11 protein-coding genes are annotated in these 11,731 nt (G+C 72.2%); 2 read left to right on the top strand and 9 right to left on the bottom strand.

Annotation, left to right across the window (positions count from 1 at the left end; translation table 11 throughout):
- Positions 1-355: 355 nt before the first annotated feature.
- The 9 genes from ACLQ3F_RS01630 to ACLQ3F_RS01590 all read right to left on the bottom strand — a co-directional run bounded on the left by ACLQ3F_RS01630 (position 356) and on the right by ACLQ3F_RS01590 (position 9,651).
- A complete protein-coding gene (locus ACLQ3F_RS01630; RefSeq protein WP_425845332.1) occupies positions 356-1,060 on the bottom strand; it encodes a 3-keto-5-aminohexanoate cleavage protein in 705 nt (234 codons plus the stop codon).
- 37 nt (positions 1,061-1,097) lie between these two features.
- Entirely contained in the window at positions 1,098-1,796 is a 699-nt protein-coding gene (locus tag ACLQ3F_RS01625) for a regulatory protein RecX (protein WP_357263399.1), read from the bottom strand.
- A 14-nt stretch (positions 1,797-1,810) separates the two neighbouring features.
- Entirely contained in the window at positions 1,811-2,857 is a 1,047-nt protein-coding gene (gene recA, locus ACLQ3F_RS01620) for a recombinase RecA (RefSeq protein WP_124778261.1), read from the bottom strand.
- Between the two features lie 184 nt (positions 2,858-3,041).
- Complete coding sequence (locus ACLQ3F_RS01615) at positions 3,042-3,242, bottom strand: DUF3046 domain-containing protein (RefSeq protein ID WP_030489422.1); 201 nt, start codon at positions 3,240-3,242, stop codon at positions 3,042-3,044.
- Between the two features lie 5 nt (positions 3,243-3,247).
- Positions 3,248-4,639 carry an MFS transporter gene (locus ACLQ3F_RS01610; protein WP_357223674.1) on the bottom strand — a complete coding sequence of 464 codons (1,392 nt, stop codon included), beginning with the start codon at positions 4,637-4,639 and terminating at the stop codon, positions 3,248-3,250.
- Positions 4,640-4,822: 183 nt separating this feature from the next.
- Positions 4,823-5,404: a hypothetical protein gene (locus ACLQ3F_RS01605; RefSeq protein ID WP_425845328.1), complete on the bottom strand. Its 582-nt coding sequence runs from the start codon at positions 5,402-5,404 to the stop codon at positions 4,823-4,825.
- A 102-nt stretch (positions 5,405-5,506) separates the two neighbouring features.
- On the bottom strand, positions 5,507-7,111 hold the full coding sequence (locus tag ACLQ3F_RS01600) for a flavin monoamine oxidase family protein (RefSeq protein ID WP_355009516.1): 1,605 nt from the start codon (positions 7,109-7,111) through the stop codon (positions 5,507-5,509).
- A 150-nt stretch (positions 7,112-7,261) separates the two neighbouring features.
- Entirely contained in the window at positions 7,262-7,966 is a 705-nt protein-coding gene (locus ACLQ3F_RS01595) for a UdgX family uracil-DNA binding protein (protein WP_357195159.1), read from the bottom strand.
- 344 nt (positions 7,967-8,310) lie between these two features.
- Positions 8,311-9,651 carry an aminotransferase class I/II-fold pyridoxal phosphate-dependent enzyme gene (locus ACLQ3F_RS01590; RefSeq protein ID WP_425845324.1) on the bottom strand — a complete coding sequence of 447 codons (1,341 nt, stop codon included), beginning with the start codon at positions 9,649-9,651 and terminating at the stop codon, positions 8,311-8,313.
- 36 nt (positions 9,652-9,687) lie between these two features.
- Here ACLQ3F_RS01590 and ACLQ3F_RS01585 point away from each other — a divergent pair, with 36 nt between their 5' ends.
- Together ACLQ3F_RS01585 and leuE are read left to right on the top strand one after the other, a co-directional pair.
- On the top strand, positions 9,688-10,932 hold the full coding sequence (locus ACLQ3F_RS01585) for a bifunctional pyridoxamine 5'-phosphate oxidase family protein/GNAT family N-acetyltransferase (protein WP_425845321.1): 1,245 nt from the start codon (positions 9,688-9,690) through the stop codon (positions 10,930-10,932).
- Positions 10,932-11,603 carry a leucine efflux protein LeuE gene (gene leuE, locus ACLQ3F_RS01580; RefSeq protein WP_355009595.1) on the top strand — a complete coding sequence of 224 codons (672 nt, stop codon included), beginning with the start codon at positions 10,932-10,934 and terminating at the stop codon, positions 11,601-11,603. The genes ACLQ3F_RS01585 and leuE overlap by 1 nt, the downstream gene beginning before the upstream one ends.
- Positions 11,604-11,731: the final 128 nt, after the last annotated feature.

Here is an 11,731-nt window from a genome sequence, read left to right as displayed (position 1 = left end):
CAGCGTTCCGGACCGGCCTGTCCGGAACTGCCGCCAAAGGCCGCGGAGTCGGCCAAAGTGATGCTGTTCTGTTACGCGATCTATGTTGTGCGCTTAGCCTGCGCTGGTCGGGCAATGTGAGCCTGTATGGCGAGGCTAGGTCTCCGGGGGTGTTCTGGTCAAGGACTCATGATCAAACCCCCCGAACGGAGAGAAGTTGAACGGTCACCGCGCGCTGATATCTCGGCGGACAGGAGGGGACAAACTCCGCGAGGCTGCCGAGGCTTTGACGTGTCGAGCCTGCTCAGCGCCGTCCAGCCGACTGTCAGACGCGGCCGACGACAAGCGAGGTGTGACGGAACCGTCTCACCAGACGTCAGCCGGCTCCGACCGCCACCGCCGCGACGACCAGTGCCGCGTTGCCCCCGGCGGGTGAGCCGTCCGGCAGGCACAGGGTGTCCTCGAGCCCGATTCGGGTGTCCAGACCCCGGCGCACCGCCTCGGCGAGGACCGGCCAGGTCGCCGGACCCTCGCCGTGCAGCAGCACCGACGGCGTGCCCGCCGGCAGCGCGGCGAGAATCCGGGAGGCGTCGGCCAACGCGACAGCCACGTCCTCGGCCATGCACTCGACCAGAACCCGCCCGGCCGGCACCCGCCACCGCCGGTACGCCGCGACCGCGTCGAGCGTCCACAGCCCTGCCTCGACGAGCACACCACGCTCGTGCAGGGCGGCCGCGACCGCCTCGGCACCGGGCTCGTGGGCGTTGACCGAGGCGAAGTCGGGCAGCACCGGCCAGGCCCGGACGGCGGCCACGCGGGCAGCCGGATCCGGCGAGATCCAGGCGCCGGTGCTCACCCCGACCGGCAGCCCCGGCCGAGCGGCACGGATCGCGGTCAGCGCGTCGGCGATCACCGCCGGCCGCAGCGACTCGGCACCGGCCTCGTCCCGGGGATGGACATGGACGGCCGCCACGCCGAGCGCCGCGCAACGGGCCGCGTCGGCGGCCAGCTCCGCCGCCGTCAGCGGCACGGCCGGATGGGCCTCCCGGCCGTGCCCGCCGTTCAGACATGCCTTCAACATCGGGCCCGCACCTCCATCGTGAGTCGCAGCGGACCGCTCACTCGACCAGACGGTTGTCGCGCTCCAACTCACCCTCGGCGTCGGCGAGAGCGTCGGCGTCGATCTGCTCGGCGAACTCGGCCGCCTCGGCGCTCTGCGCGGCGAGCGCGTCCTTCACCGCCCGGATGGCCACACCGGGTGGGTAACCCTTGCGGGCCAGCATGCCCACCAGCCGGCGGAAGACCGCGTCCGGCTCGCCTCGGGCGGTGCGCAGCTTGCGCTCCACCAGACCACGGGCGGTGTCCGCCTCGGTCTCCTCGTCCAGCTCACCCAGCGCCTCGGTGGCCACCTCGCCGTCCACGCCCTTGCGGCGCAGCTCGTTGGCGAGTGCCCGGCGAGCGAGGCCGCGGCCGTTGTGCCGGCTGGACACCCAGGCCCGGGCGAACGCGGCGTCGTCGATGATGCCGACCTCGTCATACCGGTCGAGCACCTCGGCCGAGACCTCCTCGGAGATGCCCCGCTTCGCCAACGCCCCGGCCAGCTCGGCCCGGGTGCGGGGCCGGACGGCAAGCTGGCGCAGACAGATCTCGCGGGCCACCTCGGACTCGTCGCGGGGAGGGGCCGGAGACTCGACGGAGTCGGCCTCCTCGGACCGACCCCGGCGGCCTCGGCGAGGGCGGGGTGCATCGGTGGCGTCGCCCGTACGAGGCGGACTGGCATCCCAGCCCCGCCCCGTACGAGCGCGTCGTCCTGCCATGGGTCAGCGACCGGTCAGAAGTCGACCGGCGGCAGCTCCGGGCCACCGGCGGCGTCACCCGCGCCGACCCCGACGCCGAGCTTCTCCAGGATCTTCTTCTCGATCTCGGCGGCCACGTCCGGGTTTTCCTTCAGGAACTCCCGGGCCTTCTCCTTGCCCTGGCCGAGCTGGTCGCCGTCGTACGTGTACCACGCTCCGGACTTGCGGATGATCGCCTGCTCCACGCCGACGTCGATCAGCGAGCCCTCACGCGAGATGCCCTTGCCGTACATGATGTCGAACTCGGCCTGCTTGAACGGCGCGGCGACCTTGTTCTTCACGACCTTGACCCGGGTGCGGTTACCGACCACGTCGGTGCCGTCCTTGAGGCTCTCGATGCGTCGCACGTCGAGCCGGACCGAGGCGTAGAACTTCAGCGCCCGACCACCGGTGGTGGTCTCCGGGCTGCCGAACATGACACCGATCTTTTCCCGCAGCTGGTTGATGAAGATCGCCGTGGTGCCGGTGTTGCTGAGAACACCGGTGATCTTCCGGAGCGCCTGGCTCATCAGCCGGGCCTGGAGGCCCACGTGGCTGTCGCCCATCTCGCCCTCGATCTCGGCGCGTGGCACCAGGGCCGCCACCGAGTCGATCACGATGATGTCCAGAGCGCCGGAGCGGATCAGCATGTCCGCGATCTCCAGCGCCTGCTCGCCGGTGTCCGGCTGGGAGACCAGCATCGCGTCGGTGTCGACGCCGAGGGCCTTCGCGTACTCCGGGTCGAGCGCGTGCTCGGCGTCGATGAAGGCGGCGATGCCGCCGTTGCGCTGGGCGTTGGCCACCGCGTGCAGTGCCACAGTGGTCTTACCGCTGGACTCGGGACCGTAGATCTCGACCACCCGGCCACGGGGCAGGCCGCCAATGCCGAGGGCCACGTCGAGCGCGATGGAGCCGGTCGGAATGATCGCGGTCTGGATGACCGGCCGATCACCCAACCGCATCACCGAGCCCTTGCCAAATTGCTTGTCAATCTGAGCGAGAGCAAGGTCGAGTGCCTTCTCCCGGTCAGGCCCTGCTGCCATGGTTGCCACCCCTGCCTTCGCCGGCGTCTTTGCTGAGCTTCGCGTCACGCGGACACGCTAGGCGCTAGGTCCGACAGAAAACCAGCCGACGGGCCGCGAGCTGTGGACGAGCACCCCGCTGTGGACAATAGCCGAACAGGTGTACGACTCGACAAGCGACACGCGGAACCGGCAAAAAGGCTGCTCAGCGTAGTCGCGCGGGCACGCGGTCGGGGTACGCGGCACAAACCGCCCGCCACACCACGTGCGTCTGCTCCCCCGATGCCAGGGCCTGCTCGATGGTCCGCCCGCCGAGCTGGGACAGCACCTGATCGCGGGCGATGCTGGCCGCGTAGCCGGGCCCGAACGCCTCGTCCAGCCGCGTCCAGAAGTCGGTCAGCCGCACAGTGATCAGCCCTCCTCGTCCGGTGCCCCGGTCGGCACCGGGCGCAACGCTAGCGCCACCAGGGGCGCCGCCGCGACCGCCGCGAGCAGGGTGAGCACGGGATAACCGGCGAACTGCATGACAAACCCGCTGACCACGGCAGCCCCGGCCCCGGCCAACCCCATGATCAGGTCGGACAGCCCCTGAACGCTCGGCCGCACGGCAGCCGCCACCGACTCGGACAGCAGGGTCGAGCCGGCCACCATCGTCCCCGACCAGCCCAACCCGAGCAGAACCAGACCGACCGAGAGCCGAGGCGTGTGGTGCCCGGCGGTGCCGGCGACCGCGCAGGCGGCCAGCAGCAGGCCGACCCCACCGAGGATCACCGCCCGTCGACCGAGCCGGTCGGTGAGCCAACCCACCACCGGGGAGAACGCGTACATGCCGGCGATGTGCAGGCTCAGCACGATGCCGACCAGCCGCAACACGTCGGCGTCGGCGTGCGACTCACCGAGCCGGACCGGAGTCATCGCCATCACCGCCACCATCACCAGGTGACCCACCGCCACGGCGGCGATGCCGAGTCGGGCGGCGGGCTGTCCGCGTACCACCGACCAGGCCGCGCGCATCCCGGCGCCGCGCGGCACGCGCACCTTGACCGGCGCGGCGGCCGGCGTCGCGCCGCCACCCGCCGCCGGCGCCTCGGCCGCCACAGCGGTCGCCGTCGCGTCGGCGGCCGGCGGCAGATCGGCGGCCGGTGCGTCGGCCGCCGCGAGCCGCCGCGCCGTGAGCAGCGGGTCGGGCCGGAGCAACCCGAGGAGTACGACGGCAGCCAACACGAACGCGGCCGCGCTGAACGCGAACGGGCCGGCCAACGGGGGCAACCCCCAGCCGGTGGTGACGCGGTCGGCCAGCGCGGCGAAGTTCGGCGCGGCCACCGCACCGATGGTGGTGGCCCAGACGATCAGGGAGAGCTGCCGCCCTCGGCGGACCGGCTCGGCGAGGTCCACGGCCGTGTAGCGGGCCTGGAGGTTCGCCGCGGTGCCCCCGCCGAAGAGCAGCATGCCGAGGAAGAGCAGCGGCACCCAGCGGGTGGCCGCGGCCAGCACCACCAGCAGACCACCGACGGCGCCGATCGCGTACGCCAGCACCAGGCCCGGCCGGCGGCCGTGCCGCGCCATGATCCGGGTGACCGGGACGGCGAGCAGCGCAGCACCGACCACCCCGGCGCTCTGCGCGACACCGGCCACCGCGGTCCCGGCGATCCGTGCCGCGAGCAGCGCGCCCACGGCGATGCCGATGGTCACGCCGATCCCGCCGATGATCTGCGTGGTGAAGAGCAGCCGCAGGGTACGCCGCTGGATCGACGCGACGTCGGGTCGGGCGACGGTACGCGGCGCGGTCAGGTCGGTCGCCATCGGCGCTCCTGTCGGAAGGGGTGGCTCATCCTCGCGCACCCACACCTACCAGCGGCAGTGGGTTTTGCCGACAGCCGAACCGACAGCCGGTTCCCGGCGGGCGGCGGGCGGCGGGCGGCGGGCGGCGGGCGGCGGGCGGCGGGCGGCGGGCGGCGGGCGGCGGGCGGCGGGCGGGAAATCGTCCTACCCGCGCGGTTGTGGTGGGTGGGGCGCGGCCAGCAGGGATGCCAGCCGACGGATCCGGGTCAGTGTGCGTACGGCGACGACCACACTGACGGCGGCGACCACACCGAAGATCACCGCGAAGCCCTCGTTGTCGACGGCGAGCAGAGCGAGCAGGACCAGCCCGAGGCAGATGCCCAGGATGGCCAGCAGCGCTGCCCAGGTGGCTCGCCGCTGCTCGGCCAGATAGCGGGGCAGTGCGGCCCGCGTGGCCTCGTCCGCGGGCACTGCGCTGGTGTGCACTGCCTGGCGCAGCGCGTACCCCTCCGGATCGCGCCGGGCGGCCTGCTCGCCCGCGCTCCACCGACTGAAGTACACGGCGGGGCCGACCCAGACGAGGTTCAGCGCACCGTTCAGCGCCGCCTCGACCAGCGGCTCCTGCCGGTCGAGGAGCCAGCGCACCGGCAGCCCGATGAGCACCGTCATCGGCACCCAGTAGACGGCCATGAGCTGCAAGCCGGGCGCCCGCTCGAAGAACCGCTTCCATCTCCCGCGCCGCCCGGCGGCCACACCCACCCGACGCTCCCCGTTGTCAATGTCCATCGACACCGGTTACCCAGCCACTCGATCCGCGACGCACCGTCAATCTTGGACAGTTTCCGTCATCCGCTGACGGAAACTGTCCAAGATCTGCACAGCTCAGGGTCAGCCGGCCATCACCCGCTGGTGCAGCGCGGAGACCGCCGAACGCGCCGCCACGAAAGCGCCGTGCTGCCAGGCCACCTCGTGGCTGAGCCAGTCCCCGGCGAAGTAGACCCGCCCGGCCGGCTGGAGCAGCAGGTTGTAGCCGGCCGTGCCGTACCGGGGCGACGTCCAGGCGCCCTCGATGTAGCGGGTCCGGTCCCAGGCGTGGGAGTACGAGGTGACCAGCTCACTGCGGTACTTGTCACCGTGGATCTTCACACCCTGGCTGATCGCGCGCTCGCTGCGCTGCTCCGGCGTGAGCCCGCTGTACGCCCTGGCGTTCGCCCCGGTGTTGTAGTACCCGACCACCAGGCCGCGCTTCCCGTGGAAGCCGTAGGACGGATACCAGATGTGCGACAGGTCCAGGTCGGTCTCGGTGATGCCGCCGTAGATCCGCTGATCGGTCTCCCACCAGCGGCTGCGGTATTCCAGGCCGATCTTCCCGGAGGCGGTGACCGGAAAATCGGCCAGGGCCGCGGTCACCGCCGTGCCGAGATTGTGCGGCACCCGGGCCATCAGGTGCGGCGGTAGGGCCGCCACGCAGTAGTCGGCGGTGACCTGCGACTGCCGGCCGCCCTGCCGATAGGTCACCTCGACCCGGCTGCCCCGGTCGGTCACCCCGGTGACCTCGGCGTTCAGTCGGATCCGGTGCGGGCCCACCGCGCGGGCCAGGGCTCGGGGGATCTGGTCCATCCCGCCGACCGGCTGGAACATCAGCATGGCCTGGTCGTAGCCGAACTCAAAGGAGAAGTACCGGCCGATGTTGCTGGCGAACACGTCGGCGAGCGCCGGCGGCGCACCGAGCGGACTCCCCACGTCGTTACCCGCACCGGGATACGCGGAGAAGCCGCGACGGTTGGTCCCGGTGTACGCCCAGTCGCTGGTCCGTCCGCCGATCGCACCGAAGCTCTGCAGGAACGACAGCAGCCGGTCACGGTCCTCGGTGGTGAGCCGGGCGTCCAGCGCGCCCTGGTCGGTGGCCTTGGCGAGCAGCTCCGAGACGTAGCCGTACACGTCGGCCTTGGCGGTGCGGTACCGGACCGGCTCGGTCATCCCGGCGGACTCGTTGTAGATCCAGGCGTCGGCGTTCTGGTTGGTGAAGACCTCGATGGGTACGCCGAGTTCCCGGCAGTAGTCCATCGTGACCATCCACTGTGCGATGCGGCCCGGCCCGGCGTTGAAGTAGACCCCGTCGGAGAAGCCGGCCCGCTGGGTGCGTCCGTCGAGGTCGGTCTCGACGTCGCCGCCCCGAATGGTCAGGTTCCGCCCACCGACGCGGTGCCGCGCCTCCAGGACGGTGCAGTGATAGCCGGCCTTGCCCAACTCGTACGCCGTGGTGAGCCCGGCGATGCCGCCGCCGAGCACGACCACGCTGGCGCCCGACCGCCCGCTGAGAGTGAAGTCGGAGGGTTCCGGCGGCCGGAATGCCGGGGTGACCGAGGCCGCCGCGCTGGGGGCCAGCCCCATGGCACCCATCGTGGCGAGCATCGCCCCGGCACCACCGCTGATTCCGACCGTACGCAGGAACCCACGCCGGCTGACCATCGACTGCGTCTGATCGCTCATAACGGCCTCCCCTACAAGATCGACTCGCATGAGTCTGCAGAGGATCTGTTACGCGGTTCACGCATCGCCGTTTCCGGCGGGTATCGCCTCGGCGCGCGACCCGGGCGGCAATTTCCGCCGGCTCGGGCCGCGGTGGGCCCTGGTCGCTGGCTAGGCGGGCAGGGCGCGGGTGACGACGGTGAGGTCGGCGACCAGCCCCTCGTACGCCTTGTCCTGGTCGTCGGCGCGCAGGACGGCGGACGGGTGGATGGTGGCCAACAGCCGAGCCTGCGGCGCGTCGGCCCGCTTTCCGGCGTTGTCCACCGGCACCTGCTCGAAGTCCGCGGGATGCTGGGCCGACTCCGGCCAGGGCAGCAGCTCGCCCCGCTGCCGGGTCACCCGGAAGGACGGGCCGAGCAGCGCCTTGGCGGCGGTCGCGCCGAGCACCACCACGACCTCCGGACGCAGCCGGGCGAACTCGGCGACCAACCAGGGGCGGCAGGCGGTGATGTGCGCCTGGTCCGGGGTCTGGTGGATCCGCCGCTTGCCGCGCAGCTCAAAACGGAAGTGCTTTACGGCATTTGTCAGGTACAGGTGGCCCGGGTCCAGCCCGGCGTCGTCGACCGCTCGGCGCAGCAGGCGGCCGGCCGGGCCGACGAAGGGCAGCCCCTTCTGGTCCTCCATGTCGCCGGGCTGCTCGCCGACGAGCACCACGCGTGCGCTCTCGTCGCCCCGGCCGAAGACCGTCTGCGAGGCGTCCCGGTACAGCTCGCAGCCCCGGCAGCCGCCCGCGGCGGTGCGCAGGTCGTCGATGGTGTCGGCGTCAGGCGGGATGAACCGCTGGGCGCCCGGAGCGCTCCCGGTCTGCTCGGCCATGCCGACTGTTATATACCCGTTCGATGCTCACCGCCGGATACGCCCCGGCCGCGACGCGTCAGTACCCGTTTCCGCCGCCGTCGCCGCCGGACGCGATCGCGATCAGCACGATGACGATGATGATGATCGCCACCGCAATGGCGATCCAGATCCCCTTACGAGCCCCACCTGAAGCCATGTCCCCCACCTCCGGGCGCCCGCATACCCGTCCCCGCCGTCCCGAATCCCCGCGATCTTGCACTTCCTGCGCAGACCAACCGCCACAGGCCCCGACATTTCGCCAACCGAAACTGCAAGATCGCGGGGGCGGGGCGGGGCGGGGCGCGCGGGGGCGAGGGCGGGGGTCAGGTGGGGAAGCCTTTGGTGGGGGGTGGGTTTTCGGCGTGGGTTAGGGCGGCGGCCAGTGGGGCCAGGTCGGCGGTGTCCAGGGAGCTGACGGTGATGCGCAGGGCCGGCGGGGCGGCGATGCGGTAGAGCGCGCCGGGGGCCACCGCCCAGCCGGCGTCGCGCAGCGCTGTCACAGTGCTGGTCTCGTCCGCGACCGGCAGCCAGACGTTGATGCCGCTGCGACCGTGTGCGGTCAGGCCGCGTTCGGCCAGCGCGGCGAGTAGCCCCTCGCGGCGCTGCTCGTAGCTCTGCGCCGCCCGCTGCACCAACTCGGTGACCGCCGGGTCCCGCCAGAGGGCGAGCACCAGACGTTGCAGCACTGTGGAGACCCAGCCGGCCCCGACCCGGGTACGGCCGCTCACCCGGGCCACTGTCGTTTCGTCGCCGACCAGCACCGCCAGCCGCAGGTCCGGGCCGAAGGGCTTGCTCACCGAGCGGAGGAAGGCCCAGCTCGCTGTCGCACCGGCGAGCGGATGCAGGGGTACGAGGGCCAGTTCGGCAGCGTGGTCGTCCTCGATCAACAGCAGGTCCCGTCGACCGGCGAGTAGCGTCCGCAGCGCCTCGGCGCGATCCGCGGAGACGGCGGCGCCGGTCGGATTCTGTGCCCGGCTGGTGACGATCAGCGCCCGCGCTCCGGCGGCGAGCGCCGCGGCCACCCCGGCTACCAGCGGCCCTTCGTCGTCCACTGGTACGCCGATCGGGCGCAGGCCCAGCGCGGCGACGAGGTCGAGCAGGTTGGCCCAGCCCGGGTCCTCGACCGCCACCGCGTCGCCGGGGCGCAGGTGGGCGCCGAGCAACCGCTCGATGCCGTCCAGCGCACCGCCAGTGAGGGTCAACTCCCCGGCCGGTACGCCGTCGGCGCGCAGCCGGGCGCGGGCCGTCTCGGCCAGTTCGGGCAGGACTCCGGCATCGGAGTAGCCGACCGAAGGGCCGTTCTCGCTGGCGAGCGCCGCCAGGTGCGGGCCCAGCGGGGGCAGCAGACGGGGGTCGGGTTCACCGCGGGACAGGTCCCGGGCGCCGGGCAACGGTGGGGGACGCAGTGCGGAGCGACGGGCGGCCACCGGCGGGCGGGGGCGCACCCGGGTCCCGTGCCGACCAGCGGTGGCGAGCAGGCCGCGCTGGCGTAGCTCCTGGTAGGCACGGGCGACGGTGGCGGGGCTGACCCCCAACTCGGTGGCGAGCGCCCGCACGGGCGGCAGGGCGGCTCCCGGTGACAGGGCGCCGGTACGGATGCCCGACTCGATGCTGGCCGAAATCTCGACGGCTGTCGTACCGGTGAGCTGATACTGTGCTGACACAAATAAGAGATTGTACTAGAACAAAGGGGCGAGCGCATGCATCCACCCACCGCCCGGACCACACCCCACCGCTCCCGCGACAAGATGAGCTACGACCAGGCCGCCGCCCACGCCGTGCTCGACGAGGCGTACGACTGCGCGCTCAGCTTCACCGTCGACGGCCAGCCACGGGTGCTGCCCACCCTGCACGTCCGCATCGGCGACACGCTCTACCTGCACGGCTCCACCGGCAGTCGGCCGCTGCTCGCCGCCCGGGGCGACGACGGGTTGCCGGTCTGCGTCGCGGTGACGATTCTCGACGGGCTGGTCTACGCCCGCTCCCAGTTCCACCACAGCGCCAACTACCGCTCGGTCGTCGCGCACGGCACCGCCCGACTGGTCACCGACGAGCGGGAAAAGCTCGCCATGCTCACCGCGCTGGTCGAGAAGGTCGGCGCGGGACGCAGCACCGCCACTCGTCCGCCCAGCCGTCGCGAGTTGGCCGAAACCGCCGTACTGGCGCTGCCACTGCGCGAGGTGTCCGTCCGGGCCCGCACCGGCGGGGTCCGCGAGGACGAGGCCGACCTGGACCTGCCGCACTGGGCCGGCGTGCTGCCGCTGCGACTGACCGCCGGGGCACCCGAGCCGGACGCCGGAGTCACCGCGCCGCTGCCGGCGTACCTGCGGACGCCCCGCACGCCCTGGCACGACCCGGTGCCGCTGCACGGCGAGCACGTTCGGCTGGAGCCGCTGGACCTGACCCACACCGACGAGTTGCACGCCGCCACCACGGACCCTGAAGTGTGGCGACACCTCAACGTCGCGCCGCCCTCCGCGCCCGCCGAAACCGCCGAGGTGATCGGCACCGCCCTGGCCGCCCAGCACCGGGGCGAGCGGGTGGCCTGGGTGCAGCGGTGCGCGGCGACCGGGGCGGTGGTGGGCAGCACGTCCTACTACGAGATCGACCCGGAGCGGCGGGCGGTGGCGATCGGGTACACCTTCCTCGGCCGACCCTGGTGGCGTACCGGGATCAACACCGAGGCGAAACTGCTGCTGCTCGGCCGGGCCTTCGACGACCTGGGCGCGGTACGGGTCACCTGGCACACCGACATCCGCAACGTTCGCTCCCAGGCGGCCATCGAACGGCTCGGGGCGACCCGGGAAGGGGTGCTGCGGATGCACCGACAACGCCTGGACGGCTCCTGGCGGGACACCGTGCAGTACGCGATGACCGTCGACGAGTGGCCGAACGCACAGGCCAGGCTGCGGGAAAGACTTCTGCGGACGGCACCGGTGGCGTGATGATGGCGGGCGTGCTGGGGATCACCGACATCTGGACGTACGTGCTGGGCACCGTGGCCATCATCCTGCTGCCCGGGCCGAACTCACTCTTCGTGCTCTCCACCGCCGCCAAACGAGGCGTCGCGGTCGGCTACCGGGCCGCCGCGGGCGTGTTCGTCGGCGACGGGGTGCTGATGTTCCTCTCCGCCGCCGGGGTGGCGTCGCTGCTCAAGGCGTACCCGCCGCTGTTCCTGGTGATCAAGTACGCAGGTGCCGCGTACCTCGGTTATGTCGGGGTGACCATGCTGCTCGGCGCCGTGCGGCGCTGGCGCGACCGCAACGACCCGAGCACGCCGCGGCTCATCGACGCCGCGGAGCCGGCGGCGATGCGCAGCCCGTTCCGCAAGGCGCTGGTGATCAGCCTGCTGAACCCGAAGGCGATCCTCTTCTTCATCTCGTTCTTCATCCAGTTCGTCGACCCCGGTTACGCGTGGCCGGCGCTGTCGTTCCTGCTGCTCGGGCTGATCGCGCAGGTGACCAGCGTCCTCTACCTGACCGCATTGATCTTCGCGGGCACCTTCCTGGCCGCCCAGTTCCGCCAACGCCGCCGCCTGGCGGCCGGCGGCACCACCGCCGTGGCAGCCCTGTTCCTGGCCTTCAGCCTCAAGCTGGCCACCGCCACCGCCGGCTGACCCGCGCCTCACCACCCCCGCTCCCACCCGCTCGCGCGGCCAGCTGCCCGGCTGCCCGGCTGCCCGGCTGCCCGGCTGCCCGGCTGCCCGGCTGCCCGGCTGCCCGGCTGCCCGGCTGCCCGGCTGCC

The organism is Micromonospora sp. DT15 (assembly GCF_049841475.1).
Lineage (GTDB): Bacteria > Actinomycetota > Actinomycetes > Mycobacteriales > Micromonosporaceae > Micromonospora.
Note: the sequence above shows the minus strand (reverse complement) of the source record. Positions and strands in the feature narration are given on the sequence as shown.